Origin of the sequence: Pseudarthrobacter sp. CCNWLW207 (genome assembly GCF_037203945.1) — a bacterium.
In the GTDB taxonomy this organism is placed as follows: Bacteria; Actinomycetota; Actinomycetes; order Actinomycetales; family Micrococcaceae; genus Arthrobacter.
In genome coordinates, this window is sequence record NZ_JBBCBS010000005.1 from 347,493 (window position 1) to 367,816 (window position 20,324).

The following is a 20,324-nucleotide window of genomic DNA, read 5'->3' on the forward strand; positions in this document are numbered from 1 at the left end:
ATACCCTGTCCGGGCCTACGGATATCAAAGGAGCTATAGTGCGCGAATTCAGCGTTCCGCCGCTGGTTGTTGTCCCCCCTGAAACCAACATCACAGACCTTGTGCTGCGACAGGCAGCCAAGCCGAGCAACCCTTCGCTTTTCTCGCGGCTGGACTCAGCAGGCGCCTGGCAGGATGTGTCCGCAAAGGATTTCCTGGCTGACGTCCAGGCGCTGGCCAAAGGCCTAATGGCCAGCGGTGTCAACGCCGGGGACAGGGTTGGAATCATGTCCCGCACCCGTTACGAGTGGGCTTTGGTGGACTTTGCCATTTGGTTCGCCGGTGGTGTGTCGGTCCCCATTTACGAGACCTCGTCCCCGTCACAGGTTGCATGGAACCTCGGCGACTCCGGCGCGGTGGCCGCGTTCGGCGAAGCCGCCCACCACGAGGACATCATCCGGCAAGCGGCCACCTCGGAAGGGCTGACAGCCCTGCAGCATGTGTGGCAGCTCGAAGGCAAGGGCCTGGACGCCCTCCGTGAAGCAGGCCGGGACGTCAGCGACGCCGACCTCGAGGCCCGACGCAGTTCCGCCAATCTGGACGACACCGCCACGATTATCTACACGTCAGGGACCACGGGCCGGCCCAAGGGCTGCGAACTCACCCACGGGAACTTCGTCGAACTCTCGGAGAACGCTCTCGAGATCATCGGCGAGATCGTCCATGAGAACGCCAAGACCATTATGTTCCTGCCCTTGGCACACGTTTTTGCGCGCTTTATCTCCGTCCTTGCCATGGCAGCTGGTACCACGGTTGCCCACACGCCGGACATCAAGAAGCTACTCGCGGACCTGCAGAGCTACGAACCCACGTTCATCCTCGCCGTGCCCCGTGTCTTCGAAAAGGTTTACAACTCAGCCCTGACCAAAGCGGAGGACGGCGGCAAGGGAGCCATCTTCCACAAGGCCGCTGACACCGCCATAGCTTTCTCCAAGGCACGCCAGAATGGGCGCGTAGGCCTCGGCCTGAAGCTACGGCATGCCCTCTTCGACAAGCTGGTGTACAGCAAACTGCGGGCTGCCATGGGCGGCCAGGTTGCCCACGCAGTATCTGGCGGCGGCCCGCTGGGTGAGCGCCTGGGCCACTTCTTCCAAGGCATCGGCCTGCAGGTTCTCGAAGGCTACGGCCTGACGGAAACCACAGCCCCGATCTCGGTCAACACGCCTTCGCTGATCAAGATCGGATCTGTGGGCAAACCGCTGCCGGGGAACGCAGTCAAGATTGCCGAGGACGGCGAGATCCTGGCCAAGGGCGTCTGCGTGATGCGCGGCTACTACAAGCGGGAGGACCTCACGGCGGAGACTTTTGCCGACGGATGGTTCCGCACCGGCGACATCGGCCGCCTCGACGAAGACGGCTTCGTCTGGATCACGGGCCGTAAGAAGGAGATTATCGTCACCGCAGGCGGCAAGAACGTCATCCCCGCCCTGCTGGAGGACCAGATCCGCGCCGATGCTTTGGTTTCCCAGGTCCTGGTGGTGGGAGACAACCGGCCGTTCATCGGTGCCCTGGTGACTCTGGACCAGGAGGCATTGCCGGGATGGCTGCAGCGCCACGGGCTGCCGGCCACCACAACGCTTGAGGAGGCAGCGGACAATCCCGTAGTCAAGGCCGCTGTGCAGGACCTCATCACCCACGCGAACAACTCTGTTTCCCAGGCTGAGGCCATCAAGTCCTTCCGGATCGTTGCCGCCGACTTCACCGAAGCGTCGGGCCACCTGACCCCGTCCATGAAGGTCAAGCGGGCCCAGGTGATGAAGGACTTCGAAACCGTCATCGAAGAGATGTACGCCGCGCCCCGGCACTGATGCGAAACTGACCGAAACTGAAGAGGTCCTCCCGGCGTGAGCCGGGAGGACCTTTTCAGTTAATGCGGTTGCTGCGGAACTTCAGCCCTGGCAGTTACTCGACCACCAGGAGCAGATCCCCGCCCTGGACCTGCTCGACAGTGGAGATGGCGAGGCGTGAAACCTTGCCGCCCACCGGCGTCGTAATCGAGGCTTCCATCTTCATCGCTTCGATAGTGGCAACGGTGTCACCGGCATTGACCGTATCGCCGGCCTTGACGGTGACAGTGACCGCACCGGCGAACGGCGCGGCGACGTGGCCCGGCTGGGCCGGGTCCGCCTTCTCGGCGGCTTTGACGTTGCTCACCACTGAACGGTCACGGACGACGACAGGGCGGGACTGCCCGTTGAGCGTGCACATGACCGTGCGCATGCCCTTTTCGTCCGGCTCGGACACCGCTTCCAGCGAGGCGATCAGGCGAACGCCCTTTTCCAGCTGGATCTCGTGCTCCTGCCCGCGCTGCAGGCCGTAGAGGTAATCCCTGGTGTCCAGCACAGAGATGTTGCCATACGTTTCCACGCTCTTGAGGTAGTCCTTGGTGGGACCGTCGAAGAGCAGCCGGTTCAGCGTGTGCTGGCGGGTCTTGGAATCGCCCTGCAGTGCGGCGCTGTCCTCGGGGCTGAGCTCCACGTCGCGGACCTTGATGCTGCGGCCCTGGAGGGCCTTGGTCCGGAACGGTTCCGGCCAGCCTCCGGGCGGGTCGCCGAGTTCACCGGACAGGAAGCCGATGACGGAGTCGGGGATGTCGTAGTTCTGCGGGTTCTCGTTAAAGTCCGCGGGGTCGGCGTTGAGTCCGACGAGGTGGAGCGCGAGGTCGCCCACGACCTTCGAGGAGGGCGTGACCTTCACCAGGCGGCCCAGGATGCGGTCCGCCGCGGTGTACATGTCCTCGATGGCTTCGAAGCGCTCCCCCAGGCCCAGCGCCATGGCCTGCTGGCGGAGGTTGGAGAGCTGGCCGCCCGGGATTTCGTGCTGGTAAACCCGGCCGGTGGGGCCCGGCAGGCCCGATTCGAACGGCGCATAGACGCGCCGCACAGCCTCCCAGTAGGGCTCCAGGGAGCTCACGGCTGCCAGGCTCAGCCCGGTGTCACGCGGGGTGTGCGCCAGCGCCGCCACGAGGGCCGACGCCGAGGGCTGGCTGGTGGTTCCGGCCAGCGAGGCGGATGCCACGTCTACCGCATCCACACCCGCGTCCACGGCTGCCAGGAGGGTTGCCAGCTGGCCTCCGGCGGTGTCGTGGGTGTGCAGGTGGACCGGAAGGTCGAACCGCTCACGGAGTGCGGCCACCAGTTTCGCGGCGGCAGCTGGACGGAGCAGGCCGGCCATGTCCTTGATGGCAAGGATGTGAGCGCCGGCGTCCACAATCCTCTGGGCCAGCTCGAGGTAGTACTCGAGCGTGTACAGCTTCTCATCCGGGTTCAGGAGGTCGCCCGTGTAGCAGAGGGCTACCTCGGCGACCGCGGTGCCGGTGGCCCGGACTGCACGGATTGCGGGGGCCATCTGGTTGACGTCGTTCAGGGCGTCGAAAATCCGGAAGATGTCGATGCCGGTGGCGGCTGCCTCATTGACAAACGCCTCCGTGACCTCTTCGGGGTACGGGGTGTAGCCCACGGTGTTCCGGCCACGGAGCAGCATCTGCAGGCAGACGTTCGGCAGCGCCTTCCGGAGCGCGGCAAGGCGGTCCCACGGGTCCTCGCCGAGGAAGCGCAGCGCGACGTCGTAGGTGGCGCCGCCCCAGGCCTCAACGGAGAGCAATTCCGGGAGCAGGGCAGTGACGGCCGGGCCCGCAGCTACCAGGTCGCGGGTCCGGACCCTGGTAGCGAGCAGGGACTGGTGGGCGTCGCGGAAGGTGGTGTCTGTGACAGCCACCGCTGTCTGCTCACGAAGAGCCTTGGCGAAGCCCTCCGGGCCCAGTTCCAGGAGCCGCTGGCGGGATCCCGGCTGAGGTTGCGTGCCTGCAACCGAAGGCAGCTTGGCTGCGGGGTTGGAGTGGACGGTGAGCTCGCCGTTCGGCTTGTTCACCGTGACCTCGGCCAGCCAGGTCAGCAGCTTGGTGCCGCGGTCAGCGGAAACCCGGGCTTTCAGGAGCTGGGGGCGTTCGTCGATGAAGTTGGTCGCCACGTTGCCGGCAATGAAGTCGGGATCGTCCAGGACCGCCTGCAGGAACGAAATGTTGGTGGAGACGCCACGGATTCGGAACTCGGCAAGGGCACGGCGGGCGCGGGCCACGGCGGCAGGGTAATCGCGGCCACGGCAGCTGAGCTTCACCAGCATGGAGTCGAAGTGCGGGCTGATTTCGGCACCTGAGTACACGGTGCCGCCGTCGAGCCTTACACCGGCGCCGCCGGCAGAGCGGTAGCCGGTGATCTTCCCGACGTCCGGCCGGAACCCGTTGGCAGGGTCCTCGGTGGTGATGCGGCACTGCAGGGCTGCGCCCTTGAGCTGGACCGTCTCCTGGGAGAGTCCCAGGTCCGCGAGCGTTTCGCCGGAGGCGATCCGCAGCTGTGCCTGCACCAGGTCCACGTCCGTGACTTCTTCGGTAACAGTGTGCTCCACCTGGATGCGTGGGTTCATCTCAATGAACACGTGCTGGCCGGCCCGTTCACCGACGGTATCGACCAGGAACTCGACCGTACCGGCGTTGACGTAGTTCAGTGCCTTGGCGAACTTAACCGCATCCCGGTACAGCGCCTGGCGGATCCCCTCGTCAAGGTTGGGCGCGGGGGCGATCTCAATAACCTTCTGGTGGCGGCGCTGGATGGAACAGTCACGCTCAAAGAGGTGCATGACGTTGCCTTCGGCATCGGCGAGGATCTGGACCTCGATGTGCCGCGGCCGCAGGACGGCCTGCTCCAGGAACATGGTGGGATCACCGAACGCCGCATCCGCTTCGCGCATGGCGGACTGCAGGGCTTCCGGAAGGGCTTCGCGCGTGTCCACCCGGCGCATGCCGCGCCCGCCGCCGCCGGCTACTGCCTTGGCGAAAATGGGGAACCCGATCTCGTCGGCCGCGGCGATGAGCTCATCGAGGTCCTTCGACGGCTGGCTGGACTTCAGGACCGGGACGCCTGCCTTCCGGGCAGCTTCCAGGGCGGCAACCTTGTTGCCTGCGAGCTCCAGGACTTCAGCCGGCGGACCAACGAACGTAATGCCCGCTTCCTTCGCGGCACGGGCAAGGTCCGGGTTCTCGGAGAGGAATCCGTAGCCAGGGTAGATGGCGTCAGCACCGGACTCCTTGGCCACACGGACCACTTCGGCCACGTCAAGGTAAGCCCTGACCGGATGGCCTTCCTCACCGATCAGATAAGCCTCATCGGCCTTCTGGCGGTGGATCGAGTTACGGTCCTCGTTCGGAAAAACAGCAACGGTCTTGGCGCCCAGCTCGTAGCCGGCGCGGAATGCCCTGATCGCGATTTCGCCGCGGTTGGCCACCAGAATCTTGGAAAACATACTTCTCCTGCATCATTGCGGGTGTATCGGTAAGTGGTCACAGTGTCTAAGACCCGCGCTTAGAAATACAAATCATTGTGGCCACCATCACAGAACTTACCGTCATGTCCCGGGAGCTTTGACCGGGATCGCCGGGCCCAGCTGTTGCCATCATGCCGAGGTGCCATGCCGACGCCCGATAAAGCAGGAATCGCCGGCGCATCCACATATGATGAGTAGGGCGGCAGGAGCCGTCCGGCTTCGGCACTGCCGGAGCAAACATTACCCCCAACACGGCAGCCGGCGTTAGGTTTTGGTCTCTCAAGTGCAAGTAGTCAGCATCAGCAGCCTCAAGGGCGGAGTCGGCAAGACTTCCGTCACCACAGGATTGGCGTCTGCGGCGCTTGCCGCGGGCATCCCCACATTGGTGGTGGACCTCGATCCCCACGCGGATGCGACCACGGCACTGGGCGTACAGCCCGGCGACCAGCTGGACATCGGGCGAATGCTCAAGAGCCCGCGCAAGGCCAAACTCGCGGAAAACGTGGTGGGAAGCAGTTGGACGGCCCGGACGCATTCAAACGGTTCCGGGCCTGCCGTCCTGGATGTCGCCGTCGGCTCCGCATATACCGGCATCTACGACCGCCCCGACCTGGGCCGCCGCGACCTCCGCCGGCTCTCAACTGTGCTGGCCGGCGCAGATCACTACGAGCTTGTCCTGATCGACTGCCCGCCTTCCCTCAACGGCCTGACCAGGATGGCCTGGTCGGCCAGCGACAAGGTGGCGCTGGTGGCCGAGCCGGGGCTGTTCTCCGTGGCGGGAACCGAACGTACCATGCGGGCCATCCAACTGTTCCGGCAGGAGTTCGCCCCGAACCTTTCACCCGCCGGCATCGTAGCCAACCGGGTGCGCACCGGCTCCTCCGAGCACACCTACCGGCTTGCTGAGATGGAATCGATGTTCGGCGAACTCCTGCTTAGCCCCCGCATCCCCGAACAGGCGAACTGGCAGCAGATCCAGGGTGCGGCGCATCCCGTGCACCACTGGCCGGGTGACTCGGCGAAATCGGCTGCCGCGCTCTTCGATACCCTGCTGGCCAACCTCCTCGCCGTCGGCAACGGGCTGCGGAGCCGCAGCCAGCGCTAGGCGCCGCAATGCGGAAGACGTGAAAAAGGCCACCTTCCTTTGGAAGGTGGCCTTTGAAGTTCTAGGGTTTAGCCGGTTTTTCGGGCAGCACGGCGCTTGCTGAGTTCGTCGTCCGGAAAGGACTGTTCGGCCGCATGCTCGCTCGGGAGGGACGCCAGGCTGCCTTCGACCTCCCGCCACACTCGGCCGACCGCAATGCCAAACACGCCCTGGCCACCCTGGACGAGATCGATGACTTCATCGGCGGACGTGCACTCATAGACACTGGCGCCGTCGCTCATCAGCGTGATCTGGGCGAGGTCTTCCACGCCCCGTTCCCGCAGGTGTTCCACCGCGGTCCGGATCTGCTGCAACGAGACCCCGGTATCGAGGAGCCGCTTAACCACCTTCAGGACAAGGATGTCCCGGAAACCGTATAACCGCTGCGAACCGGAGCCGGCAGCACCTCGAACGGCAGGTTCCACGAGGCCGGTACGTGCCCAGTAATCAAGCTGCCGATAGGTGATTCCGGCCGCCTTGCAGGCAGTCGGTCCGCGGTAACCCGCGTCTTCGTCGAGAACTGGCAGATCTTCGGTAAACAGAAGGCCCTGGGCACCGCTCGCGGGCACGGCAACACCAGCCGTCGAGGGCTGTTTCAGCTCGCCTGCTTCGCCTTTGGGACTCACCTGGATCCTCCTTGTCATAAGCTCCCGGGGGAAAACTGCGGCAGCCTGAACCGGAACGAAGTCCATGCATGTAATTTCCTGGGGTCGCACCTTACAGTGTGACTTGCGCGGCTGCCGTAAGCAATGGGAACTTGATACCTTCGACGTTAGGCCTGCAAAGACCCAAGGTCAAAGACGTGCGGCTGTTTGGCAGGGCGTGTCGAAACTTTCAGCCTCAACTTTAACCTTAACGTGATGTCAGCCGTCGAAATCTTCCGGTTCAACGTCGTCCAGGAACTCCCGGAAGCGGCGCAATTCACGTTCTTCATCTACCGTTGGCCCGGGCTCGGTGTCTTCGCCTTCATCGTGTTCGGTGATGCGGACCCCGGCCTCATCCATCACGGAGTCGGCACACCAGATCCGGCACTTGGCCCGCAGCGCGATGGCCAGCGCATCTGAGGCACGTGAGCTGACGGTGGTTCCGTTCTCGAACTGCAGCTGGCCGTAGAAGATGTTGTCCTCGACGGCCACGATGTTAACGCTGACTACGGAGTGGCCCAGGGATTCAACGACGTCGACGAGGAGGTCGTGCGTCATGGGGCGGGGTGGGACCACGCCCTGCTGGGCCAGGGCGATGGCACTGGCCTCCGGCGTGCCGATCCAGATGGGCACGTGGCGTTCGCCGTGGATCTCGCGAAGCAGCACCAGCGGCTGGTTGGAGGGAAGTTCGATCCGAACCCCTACGATCTCGACTTCGATCATCAGATGTCCATGCGTGAGATGTGATCCTGCACCAGGGCCCGGTGCAGGGTGAGGCAGAGGTCGCTGATTTCGCGGGCCGCTTCGGCCGCACGGGCCTGGGACGCCGAGTCCTTGCGCGATGCGAGGGGCGCCACTGCACGCTCCACGAGCCCGAATTCACGTTCGGCCGCGGCTTGGAATGGCCGCAGGTGCCGCGGTTCCAGGCCGTGGCTTTCCAGCTGTACGCAGGCGCGCGCCACCTGCAGGGCGTGCTCATCAAATTTGCCGTTGCTGTGGCTGATCAGCCCGAAGCTAAGCAGCGACTGCAGCAGCGGGACACTGGCTCCGGACTCGGTCCGAAGCTGCTCCTCGCTGAGCTTCCGGCCACGGTTCTGCAGCTCGGCTGCCAGCTCATCTGAGACGATCCGCGGTGAAACCACGACGCCGGGCGGAAGGTTCTCCGGCCGTTCTCCCCTGTCGATCGCGTCGAGGTAGTCCTTGATGACTTTGAGGGGAAGATATTGGTCCCGCTGAAGTGCCAGAACAAACCGGAGGCGTTCGACGTCGCCGTCTGAGTACTGCCGGTACCCCGCCGGGGTACGGCGCGGATTGATAAGTCCCTTCTCTTCCAGGAACCTGATTTTCGACGCAGTCATTCCAGGAAACTCCCCGCTGAGCTGGGCGAGAACTTCCCCGATGTTCAGGACCTGCGGTCCCCGGCGTTCCGGTTGTGCCATTGCCACAGGCAACTGCCCCGGGATCAGACGCGGCCTGCAGCGCGGGCAGGGCTCAGGTAGAAGGTGAGGCGGAATTTGCCGATCTGGACTTCGCTTCCGGACTTCAGTTCAACGCTGTCCACGCGATCGTGGTTGACATACGTGCCGTTGAGGCTGCCTTTGTCCACCACTTCGAAGCTGCGCGGCGTTCGACGAAACTCAACATGGCGGCGGGAAACGGTGACGTCGTCCAGGAAGATGTCGGCGTCAGGGTGGCGCCCGGCGGTGGTGACGTCAGAGTCCAGCAGGAAGCGGGCACCGGCGTTGGGGCCACTGTGGGCAATCAACAGCGCCGACCCGGCCGGCAGCGCCTCGACGGAGCTGCGCTCGTCCATTGAGAGCTTGGGGGTAATGGTGGGTTCTTCGGTGACGGGCGTGAGATGGATCGAGGTGGTCTCCGAAGCCTTGCCTGTACCGTAATCCCCATCGGCAGGGTTTTGCTTGTGGCCAACCATGGCTTCCTCCTCTTCCGCTGCAGCGTCACCTGCAGTCAACATGTCCCCTCCGGGCCTGCTTCGCAGGCCCGGTTCCGGACGCCGGATCCGGCCATTGACGTGCGAAGACGTCGTGTGGCCGGACCGGATGAACCGGTTAGCTTTCAGCCTACCTGTTGTTCGTACTCCGATGCACTGAGCAGCGACTCCACAGCGTCAGCTTCAGCCAGTTTGACTTCAATGAGCCAGCCGTCACCGTAGGGATCGGAGTTGATCAGGGCAGAATCGGTGTCCAGGGAGTCGTTGCGTGCAACGACTTCCCCGCTGACCGGGGCGTAAATGTCGCTCACGCTCTTGGTGGACTCGACTTCGCCCACTACCTCGTTCGCGGTGATCTTGGTACCCACCTCGGGCATCTGTGCGTAGACAACGTCTCCGAGGGCGTCCTGGGCGAAGTCGGTGATGCCCACGCGGACCACGCCATCGGCGTTGGGCGCGGACACCCATTCGTGCTCTGCGGTGTAGGACAGGTCTTCGGGAATGTTGCTCATCTGGGGCCTTTCGTCGAGTCAAACACCAATGTCAACGGGGCCTGCAAAACAAGCCGCCGCTGAAAGTATAGGCACAACTCCCAGGGCGTTCGAGGAGGATTCTGACATGATGGGGGCATGCCCGAGCTTCCGGAGGTTGCAGGCCTGGCTGACTATCTGGACGGCCATCTGCGCGGTACGGTCCTGGACCAGGTCCAGGTTGTGTCCTTCGCCGTGTTGAAGACGGCGGATCCGCCTTATACCGAGTTGTACGGCCGGGCCGTGACAGGGGTCCGCCGCTTCGGCAAATTCATCTGCGTTGACACCGGCGGCTTGTCGCTGGTTTTTCATCTCGCACGGGCCGGCTGGGTCCGCTTCACGGACTCGCCGAGCAACTCTGAGCTCCGTAAGGGCAAAGGCCACATCGCTGTCCGGATGGCCTTTTCCGGTGACAATGGCCGGCACGGGATGGACCTCACCGAAGCCGGCACCAAGAAGAGCCTGGCAGTCTACGTAGTGCGCGAGCCACAGGATGTGCCTGGAATCGCCGCGCTTGGCCCGGATCCCTTCAGTGCGGAGTTCGACGCCGATACGCTGGCCGGGATCCTCCGCTCCAGTTCCCAACAGATCAAGGGGCTCCTGCGTAGCCAAAGTGTCATCGCCGGAATCGGAAACGCCTACAGCGACGAGATCCTGCACGCCGCAAAAATATCGCCCTTCGCGATCTCCAAGTCCCTCGACCAGGGGCAGGTCCAGGTTCTCTACGACGCCATCCACAGTGTCCTTGGCACGGCGCTAACCGAAGCCCGCGGCAAGCCGCCCAGCGAACTGAAGGACGTCAAACGGAGCCACATGCGGGTCCACGCCCGGACGGGTGAGTCCTGCCCGGTATGCGGGGACACGGTCCGCGAAGTTTCGTTCGCGGACACCTCGCTCCAGTACTGCCCCACATGCCAGACCAATGGAAAGGTCCTGGCGGACCGGCGGACTTCAAAGTTCCTGAAATAACAGCAAACGCAAAAGCACCCCGGAGAAATTCTCCGGGGTGCTTCCGTTTTTGGTCGGGCTGACAGGATTTGAACCTGCGACCCCTTGACCCCCAGTCAAGTGCGCTACCAAGCTGCGCTACAGCCCGTTAGTTCCGCCGTTCTCCGCTGCGTTTACTCCTGATGTTAGCCAGGATTTCAACTCAGCAGTCCGGCCGAACCACCTTGAAAAGCTTACACGATGCCAGAGGGTGCCTGTGACACTTTCCGGCATCGATCAGCTGGTGTGTCGCAATTAACGGTTCTTGCCGCGCTTTTCGCGGACGCGCATGTTGACCTCGATGGGTGTGCCTTCGAAGCCGAACGTCTCCCGCAGGCGGCGGGTGATGAAGCGGCGGTATCCGGGGTCAAGGAACCCGGTGGTGAACAGGACGAACTTCGGCGGGCGGCTGGATGCCTGGGTGCCGAACAGGATGCGGGGCTGCTTTCCGCCACGGACGGGGTGGGGGTGTGCCGCCACGAGTTCGCCGAGGAAGGCATTCAGGCGCCCGGTGGGGATGCGCTTGTCCCAGCTCTCCAAGGCAAGGTCCAAAGCAGGGACCAGGCGGTCCTTGTGCCAGCCCGTCAGCGCGGAAATGTTGACCCGGGGCGCCCAGGCCACGTGGGCCAGGTCCTGTTCAATTTCGCGCTCCAGGTACGTCCGGCGTTCGTCGTCGAGCAGGTCCCACTTGTTGAACGCCAGGACCAGCGCCCGGCCGGATTCGATGGCCAACTGCAGGATCCTGACGTCCTGTTCGCTGAGGACTTCGTCCACGGCCAGCAGGACGACGGCGACTTCCGCCTTCTCCAAGGCAGCCTGGGTACGCAGCGAAGCGTAGTAGTCGGCGCCTTGGGCCATGTGCTGGCGGCGCCGGATGCCGGCCGTGTCAACGAACCGCCAAGTACGGCCACCGAGTTCGATGAACTCATCCACGGGGTCGCGCGTGGTGCCGGCGGTGTTGTCCACCACCACACGCTCCGAGCCTGCCAGCTTGTTCAGCAGGGAAGACTTGCCCACGTTGGGGCGTCCGATCAGCGCGATGCGGCGCGGGCCGCCCGAGCGCTCCAGTCCTTCGATCGTGGAGAACTCCGGGAGGGTGTCCATGACATGGTCCAGGAGGTCGGCGACACCCCGTCCGTGCAGGGCGGAGACCGGGTACGGCTCGCCAAAGCCGAGGCCCCACAGTGTGGCCGAGTCGGCCTCCTGGGCAAAGTCGTCCACCTTGTTCGCCACCATGATGACGGGTTTCTTGCTGCGGCGGAGCATCTTCATGACACCCTCATCCGTGGCAGTTGCGCCCACGGCGGAGTCAACAACGAACAGCACGGCGTCGGCAAGTTCGACGGCCATCTCAGCCTGCTCGGCCACGCGGGCGTGGATGCCGCGGGCATCGTGCTCCCAGCCGCCGGTGTCCACGAGCGTGAAGTTGCGCCCGTTCCAGTGAGCCGAGTACATCACCCGGTCCCGGGTAACGCCCGGAGTATCTTCCACCACGGCTTCGCGGCGGCCCAGGATGCGGTTTACCAGGGTGGACTTGCCCACGTTCGGGCGCCCGATAATGGCCAGGACGGGGTCCAGCTTGACCGGACCGTCGAAGTCCTCGTCGTCGTACCCGCCGCTGAGCAGGGCGGCGTCGTCCTCATCAAGTTCGTAGTCTTCCAGGCCCGCACGGAGGGACGCTGCGCGCGTCTCTGCTTCTTCGTCGTCCAGGGCAGCCAGCCGCTCGGCCACCTGGTCTGTGCCGGTGGGCGTGTATTCGTCTTCGCCGGCGCCGAAGTGGCCGGAGGTTTGAGTCGTATCGCTCATTGCACTTTCCTTAGTGGTCATCTGCCGGCGTCCCGGCTACTGCTGGTTCAAGCGGTTGGTCCGCGTGGGGCAAAGGCTGCCCACTGAGTCTGATTGCATCCTGGACGTGCCCTGCCAGCGCAGCGCGGATTTCCATTCCCGCCCTGTCCATTGAAGCACGCCCGGTTTCACCGGGATTGCGGCTTAGCGTCAGGGCATCGCCGAAGCTGACATGGAACCGCCGCCCCGGCCTGGGAACAGTGTCCAGGTGTTCATCGCCGGTCCTTGTCCCCAGGATGGCCACCGGTACTACCGGCGCCCCCGAGTTCAGCGCCAGCCATGCCACGCCATTGTTGATGTCCGTTGCCTGGCCGCTCCCCCGGGTACCTTCGGGCAGAATCCCGACGCAACGGCCGGCGTCGAGCACGTCCTTGCAGAGCAACAGCGCCGCACGGTCGCCGGAACGGTCCACGGGAAGCTGGCCGGATGCCCGCAGGACCCGGCCGAGGAAACCTTTGAACATCTCTTTCTTGACCAGGATGTGCATCGGACGTGGCGACGCACCGAACATCACCGGCCCGTCCAGGAAACTGATGTGGTTGCCGGCAAAGATCACTGGTCCCCCGGTAGGGACATTGTCCCGGCCGGTCACCGACGTGCGGTACACCGCATGGTCCAGGATCCAGCCAACCGGCCGGCTCCAAGCCATGGTCCAGCCGGCGGGGAGCTTCGCGCCGCCGTCAGTCACGGTTGAGGACCTTGGTGACAATCACGAGGGCGGCGTCCACGGTTTCTTCGAAGTCCAAGTCCGAGGAATCCAGCGTCACCACTCCATCGGCGGCCTGGGTGAAATTCACCACCGTGGAATCCTTGGCGTCGCGGTGGATTACCTGGGCGGCGAGCTGCTCGGCGTTCTGGGTACCCCCGAGCTGGATGCCGCGACGGCGAAGCCTGGCTTCCTCGCTGGCGGTCAGCAACATCCGGACTTCTGCCCCGGGCGCGACGACGGTAGTAATGTCCCGACCTTCCACCACCATCCGGCGGAGGTGCTTTTCAATCAGCTCACGCTGGCGGCGGATCAGCTCGGTCCGCGCACCCAGCGTTGTGGCCACGGAACTGACGGCCGAGGAAATGGCAGGTTCGCGGATGGCGTCGGCAACGTCGACCCCATCAACCCGCACGTAGTCCTCGTGGGGACTGGTGCTTAGCTCCAACACGAGGTCCCGTGCAGCCTGCTCCACGGCCGCGGCGTCGTTGAGGTCGACTCCGGTGTTCACGCAGAACCACGTCAGCGCCCGGTACATGGCCCCTGTGTCCAAATAGGCGAGCCGCAGCCGGCGCGCAACTTCCTTGCTCACGCTGGACTTGCCGGAGCCTGACGGTCCGTCGATTGCCACGACGAGGGGCCGTCCCACGCGCAGGGCGGGCAGGGTGTCGAGGAGTTCCTGTGTCATTACTGCAGTACCCGCCATCCGCGGTCGTTGAGTGCTTCGATCAGGTGGTCGTGTTTGTTGGGCAGGACGGAGAGCTCCACCATGCCGACATTCTGGCCTGACGAATGGTCCAGCCGGAGGTCTTCCACGTTGACGCCGATCTCGCCGATCTCGGTGAGGAGAAGGGCGATCTGCCCCGGCTTGTCGTCCACCAGGACGGTGAGCCAGGAGTAGGCCTGCGGCGGGCCGCCGTGTTTACCGGGAATGCGTGCTTGGCCGGCGTTGCCTTCGCTGATCAGCTGGGCGAGATCCAGCCGCGCGCCCGGTGCGCCGGGCGCCTCCAGCGTGCCAATGAGGCGGTTCAGGTCCTCGCGGACACCGTAGAGGATCTCCACCACTTTCCGGGCGTTGCCGCCCAGGATCTGCACCCACAATGTGGGATCGCTCGCGGCGATCCGGGTGACGTCCCGCAGGCCGTTGCCTGCAAGCGAGAGTGCGTGCAGCGGCGTTCCCTGCAGGCGGCTGGCCAGCAACGAGGACATCACCTGCGGCAGGTGCGAGACGAGGGCCACAGCCTCATCATGTTCGTCTGCCGTGAACTGGGAAACCACGGCCCCCAAGTCCGAGGCCAAGGCCCGCGCCACCCGCGTGGCTTCAGCCGAGGACTCATCCGACGGACAAACCACCCACGGCATGGACGTGAACAGTTCTCCCCGGGCCGCAACAGGCCCGGACTTTTCCCGGCCGGCCATGGGGTGGCTGCCAACATAGCGGGAAAGGTCCGCACCACGGGCGCGCAGGTCAGCCAGAATGTCAGCCTTAACGCTGGCGATGTCCACCACAACGGATTCTGGGTACTGCGCCAATGCGCCCGCGACGACGTCGGCGGTCACATCCGGTGGCGCCGCCACGACCACGAGTTCCGGTGCGGCGCCTTCAAGTTCCGCCAGCGGCAGCCCCGCCCCGATATCGACGGCCACTGCCTGGTTGGTGGGCGACGGGTCAGACAGGTACACAGGCACGGCGCGGCCACGCAGCCCCAGCCCGATGCTGGCGCCGAGCAGCCCCGTGCCGATCACTACGACCGGTCCGTTCAGGTGTCCGCGGCCGTACGTACGAAAAGCGGACATGCGTCAGAGCCCTACGGATGCCAGCAGGTGGCCGACTTCCTGCTTGCCCAGGTTCCGGATGCTGCCCTGTCGCTGGTCGCCCAGCCCGATGGGACCCACCTTGACGCGCACCAGGCGCAGCACGGGGAAGCCCACGGCATCGAACAAGCGCCGGACAATCCGGTTCTTGCCAGAGTGCAGGACCACTTCGATCAGCACGTGGCCCGGGGTGGAGTCCACCAGCTTGAAGGAGTCAACGGAGGCGAAGCCGTCTTCGAGTTCCACGCCTTCCCGTAGCTGGGCGCCGATTCCCTGCGGGAACGGTCCACGGACCTGCACCAGGTAGGTCTTGGGAACCTCGTAGGACGGGTGCGTCAGGCGGTTGGCAAGTTCGCCGTCGTTCGTGAGCAGCAGCAGCCCTTCGGTGGCGACGTCCAGCCGGCCGACGTGGAACAGGCGTTCGCCCTGGTGGGTCTTCCGCACAAAATCGCTGATGCAGGGGCGGCCGTCGGGGTCTTCCATAGTGGACACGACGCCTTTGGGCTTGTTGAAGACCATGTAGACGAGGTTTTCGTCCAGCTGGATGCGGAGTCCGTCGACGTGGATGACAGCGGTCTTGGGGTCCACCCGGACACCCAGTTCGGTGACAACCTGGCCATCGACCTCGACGCGGCCCTCAGTGATCATCTCTTCGCAGACCCGTCGTGAGGCGACGCCGGCCTGTGCCATGACCTTTTGCAGGCGGATGCCATCGGCGTCGTGCAATTCAGACTGCGGGACGTCGCCGCGGGGACCGCGCTTGCGCGAAGGCTTGCGCACGGGGCCAAGGTTCTGTCCGAACCGTTCACTGCCGAACGCGCGGGATGCCGCTGCCCCCGGCTTGCCCGTGCGTGGTTTGGGCTTGAGCGCGCCGGGCGTGCCGGGAGCCTTCTTGGCGCCCGGTTTGCGGGCGGCAGGCTTCCGCGATGAGGGGGCGGCCGGCTTCCAGTCGGATGCGCCGCGGGCGGGCTGGCCTGCGGCTGCCTCGTCGGGATCGACAAAGCGTTCCTCGCGGGGCTTGGGTGCCTTGTGGGGGCGGTCGCCGCCGCCGAACCCGGCATTGCGCTTTCCGGCGGCGCCGCGGAAACCGCCGCCCGCTGCGCCCTGTGGTGAATTACGTCCTGAACTGTTACGTCCTGAACTGTTACGTGGTGAACCCTGGCGTCCCGCCTGTGTCATGACCCGTCCTTCGATATTTTGACCGGCACGTTGTCCAAGGACAACACTAGCCAGCCGTGCAGAATAAATCTGCCCTGATGAATACTCTTGTGTGCAGGCAGGATGCCCCGCCTACATTCTTCCGGCGTCGTAGAACTCCTCGATGCCTTCAAGCCCCGGAAGATGGGGTGAAAGCTGAGGCAACTCAGCCACGGAGCCTATTCCCATCCGCTCCAGGAAGTACGATGTGGTCCGGTACAGGACGGCGCCTGACTCCGGATCGTTTCCGGCGTCTTCGACCAGCCCGCGCTGCGTCAGTGTCCGCACGACCGAATCAACGTTTACTCCCCGAATTGCAGACACCCTCGCCCGGGAAACGGGCTGCCGGTAGGCGATGACGGCCAAAGTTTCCAGCGCCGCCTGCGTGAGCCTGGCAGTCTGGCCCTCCAGCACAAACCGGCCGACGATGTCGGCGAAGTCCGTGCGTGAGTAGATCCGCCAGCCACCGGCGATGTTCCGCAATTCAAAACCCCGGGGGCTGGCGCTGAAGCCAGCATCGCTGGCAACGTCCATGTCCGGGGCTTTAACAGTATAGCCGTTATACTCACGCTGCAGTTCCGCCAGCAACTGCTCGACGACGGCGACAGTCAGGTTCAGGCCTGCGGCGAGTTCGGTGGCGGTGGCTGGCTGGTCCAGCACCATCAGCACAGCTTCGACCGCGGCTTTCGCTCCGCCCGGGAGGTTCCGGACGTCAAGGCCTTCATCTCCTGCGGACGCAGAGTCATCTTCGGTCACGGCTGCTCCTCGTATTCTTCACTCAGGTTCTCGGTGGACCAGTCCCGGCCGTCTGCCGTCCAGTGCACCGTCAGGTCGCCCAGCGGGCTCAGCTGGTCGAAGGACACCGCCTTGTCGCGGAACATTTCCAGCAGTGCCAGGAAACGCGCCACTACCACCAGCGTGGACTCGGCGTCGGCGATCAGCGCACGGAAGGTCAACGGATTCCCCAGCTGGAGGCGCAGGCCCATTATTTCTGCCTGCTCCTTCACACTAACGGCGCTGCCGTGCAGGTGGCCCAGCCCAACTTCAGTGGGCTTGGGAGCCTTGGGTTCCAGCGCGGCTTCGGCCAGCCGGGCGAACTGTTGGGGCGTGTGCTTCCAGACCAACTCGGGGAGCATGGCGGCGAAGTGCTCTTCCAGGGCAACCTGGCGCGGAAAACGCCGGGCCTCCTCTTCCAGGGTCCTGCCGATCAGGCCCGCGACCTGCTTGAACGCCTTGTACTGCAGGAGGCGGGCAAAGAGGAGGTCCCTGGCCTCGAGGAGGGCAATGTCGTCGTCGTCCTCGACTTCGCCGGCGGGCAGGAGCCGGGCGGCCTTGAGATCCAGCAATGTGGCCGCAATGACGAGGAACTCGCTGGCCTCGTCCAGAGCCCAGTCCTCCCCCAGCTTCTGCAGGTTCCGGATGTATTTGATGAACTCATCGGTGACAGTGGCAATGGCCACCTCGGTGATATCCAGCTGGTGCTTGGCGATGAGGCCCAGCAGGAGGTCGAACGGACCCGTGAAGTTGGCCAGCCGCACCTCAAAGCCGGGCTTGGACTCAGCCACCGCCTGGCTAGGGTGCGCCGCCGCGCGAAATCAGCTCTTTGGCCAAGCGGCGGTAGGCATCCGCGCCGATGTGGTTGCCGGCGTAGCTGGTGATCGGCTCGGCGGCCACGGTGGCGTCAGCGAACTTGATGGAGCGCTTGATCACGGTTTCGAACACCTTGTCTCCGAAGGCCTCCACCAAGCGGGTGATGACTTCACGGCTGTGGAGCGTGCGGGCGTCATACATCGTGGCGAGGACGCCGTCCACCTGGAGGCGAGGATTGAGCCTGTCCTGGACTTTGTCGATGGTCTCCACCAGGAGGGCAACGGCGCGGAGGGCAAAGAACTCGCAGATCAGCGGAATGATCACGCCATGGGCGGCAGTCAGGGCATTGACCGTCAGCAGGCCCAGCGAGGGCTGGCAGTCGATGAGGACGACGTCGTAGTCGTCTTCGACCTTCTTCAGGGCCCTGTCCAGGACCTGCTCGCGGGCAACCTCGTTGACCAGCTGCACTTCCGCGGCAGAGAGGTCGATATTGGCGGGCAGCAGGTCGACGTTTTCAACGCCGGTCTGGTGGATGGCGTCGCGGATATCGACCTTGCGGTCCATCAGGACGTTGTAGACAGTGAGGTCGAGTTCGTGCGGGTTGACGCCGAGGCCGGCTGAGAGGGCACCCTGCGGATCAAAGTCAACCAACAGCACCCGGCGGCCATATTCAGCAAGGGCTGCTGCCAGGTTGATGGTGGAGGTGGTCTTGCCGACGCCGCCTTTTTGGTTGACCATGGCGATCACGCGCGCCGGACCGTGGGAGGACAGCGGGGCGGGTTCCGGAAATTCGCGGTGGGGGCGCCCGGTGGGACCCATCACGGCGTCTTCCAGATCGAGTTCCGTGCCTTCCAGAGTTGCCGAACCCTGTTCGCTGCTCACGTATCTATCCACACTTTCGATGACGGTGATTTACCTGCCGCTGGAAGTCCAGCGCCGTTCCTGCTTTTCACCAAGGCTACAGGCCCCGACACGGTATTCGAGGGAACTTGACTTTGCGTGCATTCTGAGCCTTTACCTTCTGGTAGAGGTCGAAGGTTAGGCTTCCTCGCGCGCAAAACGCCCGTACAGCCGGGGCTGTACGGGCGTCTTGGCGGATGGTATTCCGGCTTGGCCAGCGGGCCTTCGCCCGGACGGTTACCTAGACGGTGGCCGGTACCGGCTTGGCTTCAACCGGGCGCTCCACCGGCTCGCCGTGGCCAGCGATCATGGTCTCCTCGTCGAAAGGAACCTCGCCGGAGAGGACGCGGCCAACCTGCCCGTTGTCGATCTCTTTGACCCACGTGCCGATCAGGAGGGTGGCAACAGCGTTGCCCGTGAAGTTGGTCAGGGCGCGGGCTTCGGACATAAAGCGGTCGATTCCGACGATCATGCCGACGCCGCCAAGAAGCTCCGGCTTGTGGGCCTGCAGTCCGGCGGCCAGCGTGGCCAGGCCTGCACCGGTGACACCGGCTGCACCCTTGGAGGCGATGATCATGAAGATCAGGAGCGACAACTGGGCGCCGAGATCCAGCGGGGTTCCCATAGCGTTGGCGACGAACAGCGACGCCATTGTCAGGTAGATGGCGGTGCCGTCCAGGTTGAAGGAGTAGCCCGTCGGGACGGTGACACCCACCACCGGCTTGGAGACACCCAGGTGCTCCATCTTGGCGATCAGGCGCGGCAGGGCTGCTTCGGAGGAAGAGGTGGAGAAGATCAGGAGGTATTCGCGGGCCAGGTACTTCATCAGCTTGAAGATGTTGACGCCGGTCACTACCTGGAGCAGGCCGCCGAGGATCACCACGATGAAGAGGGCGCAAGTGATGTAGAAGGCAGCCATGAGGGTGAACATGCTCACGATTGCCGCGAAGCCAGTGGCGCCGACTACAGCAGCGATGGCACCGAAGGCGCCCACCGGAGCAAGCCACATGATCATGATCAGGATCCTGAACACAACCACCTGGCCGTGGCCGATGGCTTTGATGACAGGAGCGCCCTGCGCGCCCATCTTCTGGAGGGCGAAGCCTACGAGGATGGCGGCGAAGAGTGTGGGCAGGACGGGGATGTCGCCCGGAATGATACCCAGGAGGAAAGCAACCGTGCTGTCTACTTCGGCCTTCTTATTGGGGTCGTAGGCCGCCAGCTTCAAACCCTCACCCGGGTGGATCAGGTTGCCGACCACAAGGCCGATACCCAAGGCAAAGGTGGACATGAGGACGAAGTAGCCAAGGGCCAAGCCGCCCACCTTGCCGACGGTGGCAGCCTTGGCGATGGAGCCGATGCCCAGGACGATCGTGCAGAAGATGATGGGTGCGATCATCATCTTGATGAGCTTGATGAAGCCGTCGCCGAGCGGTTTCAGTGATTTGCCGACTTCGGGGAACAGCAGACCGACGAGGGCGCCCAGGATCACTGCGGCAATGACGGCAATGTAGAGGTAGTGGGATTTGTCCAGGCCCTTGCGGGCGGCCTTGGCAGGCGCTGCTGACTCTCCTCGTTGAGAAGCCATGATGTGTCTCCTTATGGATAATCTGGTAGACGCTGCGGCGCATTCTCTGGGCTCATCGCGTCGGTCCGG

At 64.3% G+C, this 20,324-nt stretch carries 18 protein-coding genes and 1 tRNA gene; 3 read left to right on the forward strand and 16 right to left on the reverse strand.

The window, feature by feature from the left end:
- Positions 1–38 precede the first annotated feature (38 nt).
- Positions 39–1,847, forward strand: coding sequence for an AMP-dependent synthetase/ligase (locus tag V9L17_RS11320; RefSeq protein WP_337351495.1), 1,809 nt, complete (start codon positions 39–41; stop codon positions 1,845–1,847).
- A gap of 94 nt (positions 1,848–1,941) precedes the next feature.
- Here V9L17_RS11320 and V9L17_RS11325 read toward each other — a convergent pair whose 3' ends face one another.
- Entirely contained in the window at positions 1,942–5,337 is a 3,396-nt protein-coding gene (locus tag V9L17_RS11325; protein ID WP_337351496.1) for a pyruvate carboxylase, read from the reverse strand.
- Between the two features lie 304 nt (positions 5,338–5,641).
- On the opposite strand from V9L17_RS11325, the gene V9L17_RS11330 reads away from it, so the two are divergent.
- Positions 5,642–6,463: a ParA family protein gene (locus V9L17_RS11330; protein WP_337351497.1), complete on the forward strand. Its 822-nt coding sequence runs from the start codon at positions 5,642–5,644 to the stop codon at positions 6,461–6,463.
- A gap of 68 nt (positions 6,464–6,531) precedes the next feature.
- Here V9L17_RS11330 and V9L17_RS11335 read toward each other — a convergent pair whose 3' ends face one another.
- The 5 genes from V9L17_RS11335 to gcvH form a co-directional block, all read right to left on the reverse strand.
- The gene (locus V9L17_RS11335; protein WP_066290467.1) at positions 6,532–7,128 is read right to left on the reverse strand and encodes a MerR family transcriptional regulator; all 597 of its coding nucleotides are present in this window, start codon (positions 7,126–7,128) and stop codon (positions 6,532–6,534) included.
- Between the two features lie 237 nt (positions 7,129–7,365).
- A complete protein-coding gene (locus V9L17_RS11340; RefSeq protein ID WP_066285823.1) occupies positions 7,366–7,869 on the reverse strand; it encodes a bifunctional nuclease family protein in 504 nt (167 codons plus the stop codon).
- Complete coding sequence (gene ftsR, locus V9L17_RS11345) at positions 7,869–8,585, reverse strand: transcriptional regulator FtsR (protein ID WP_337347725.1); 717 nt, start codon at positions 8,583–8,585, stop codon at positions 7,869–7,871. Before ftsR ends, V9L17_RS11340 begins: the two co-directional genes overlap by 1 nt.
- Before the next feature lie 23 nt (positions 8,586–8,608).
- The gene (locus V9L17_RS11350) at positions 8,609–9,079 is read right to left on the reverse strand and encodes an FHA domain-containing protein (RefSeq protein WP_337347854.1); all 471 of its coding nucleotides are present in this window, start codon (positions 9,077–9,079) and stop codon (positions 8,609–8,611) included.
- A gap of 143 nt (positions 9,080–9,222) precedes the next feature.
- Positions 9,223–9,609, reverse strand: a complete 387-nt coding sequence (gene gcvH / locus V9L17_RS11355) for a glycine cleavage system protein GcvH (protein WP_337347724.1) — start codon at positions 9,607–9,609, stop codon at positions 9,223–9,225.
- Between the two features lie 117 nt (positions 9,610–9,726).
- On the opposite strand from gcvH, the gene V9L17_RS11360 reads away from it, so the two are divergent.
- Positions 9,727–10,596: an Fpg/Nei family DNA glycosylase gene (locus V9L17_RS11360; RefSeq protein ID WP_337351498.1), complete on the forward strand. Its 870-nt coding sequence runs from the start codon at positions 9,727–9,729 to the stop codon at positions 10,594–10,596.
- 50 nt (positions 10,597–10,646) lie between these two features.
- Here the strand turns inward: V9L17_RS11360 and V9L17_RS11365 are convergent.
- The 10 genes from V9L17_RS11365 to V9L17_RS11410 form a co-directional block, all read right to left on the reverse strand.
- Positions 10,647–10,723 (reverse strand) — tRNA-Pro (locus V9L17_RS11365).
- 146 nt (positions 10,724–10,869) lie between these two features.
- Positions 10,870–12,420, reverse strand: a complete 1,551-nt coding sequence (der, locus tag V9L17_RS11370) for a ribosome biogenesis GTPase Der (protein WP_337351499.1) — start codon at positions 12,418–12,420, stop codon at positions 10,870–10,872.
- A gap of 10 nt (positions 12,421–12,430) precedes the next feature.
- The gene (locus V9L17_RS11375) at positions 12,431–13,108 is read right to left on the reverse strand and encodes a lysophospholipid acyltransferase family protein (protein WP_337347853.1); all 678 of its coding nucleotides are present in this window, start codon (positions 13,106–13,108) and stop codon (positions 12,431–12,433) included.
- Positions 13,109–13,139: 31 nt separating this feature from the next.
- Entirely contained in the window at positions 13,140–13,853 is a 714-nt protein-coding gene (gene cmk / locus V9L17_RS11380; RefSeq protein ID WP_337347721.1) for a (d)CMP kinase, read from the reverse strand.
- Positions 13,853–14,962: a prephenate dehydrogenase gene (locus tag V9L17_RS11385; RefSeq protein WP_337347720.1), complete on the reverse strand. Its 1,110-nt coding sequence runs from the start codon at positions 14,960–14,962 to the stop codon at positions 13,853–13,855. The genes cmk and V9L17_RS11385 overlap by 1 nt, the downstream gene beginning before the upstream one ends.
- 3 nt (positions 14,963–14,965) lie before the next feature.
- Positions 14,966–16,159 (reverse strand): pseudouridine synthase, encoded by a 1,194-nt coding sequence (locus V9L17_RS11390; protein WP_337351500.1) that lies wholly within the window; start codon positions 16,157–16,159, stop codon positions 14,966–14,968.
- Positions 16,160–16,270: 111 nt separating this feature from the next.
- Positions 16,271–16,933, reverse strand: coding sequence for an SMC-Scp complex subunit ScpB (gene scpB, locus V9L17_RS11395; RefSeq protein WP_337351501.1), 663 nt, complete (start codon positions 16,931–16,933; stop codon positions 16,271–16,273).
- Entirely contained in the window at positions 16,930–17,742 is an 813-nt protein-coding gene (locus tag V9L17_RS11400) for a segregation and condensation protein A (RefSeq protein ID WP_337351502.1), read from the reverse strand. Before V9L17_RS11400 ends, scpB begins: the two co-directional genes overlap by 4 nt.
- 7 nt (positions 17,743–17,749) lie before the next feature.
- Entirely contained in the window at positions 17,750–18,649 is a 900-nt protein-coding gene (locus V9L17_RS11405) for a ParA family protein (protein ID WP_104140710.1), read from the reverse strand.
- Positions 18,650–18,908: 259 nt separating this feature from the next.
- Positions 18,909–20,255: a cation:dicarboxylate symporter family transporter gene (locus V9L17_RS11410; protein WP_337351503.1), complete on the reverse strand. Its 1,347-nt coding sequence runs from the start codon at positions 20,253–20,255 to the stop codon at positions 18,909–18,911.
- Positions 20,256–20,324: the final 69 nt, after the last annotated feature.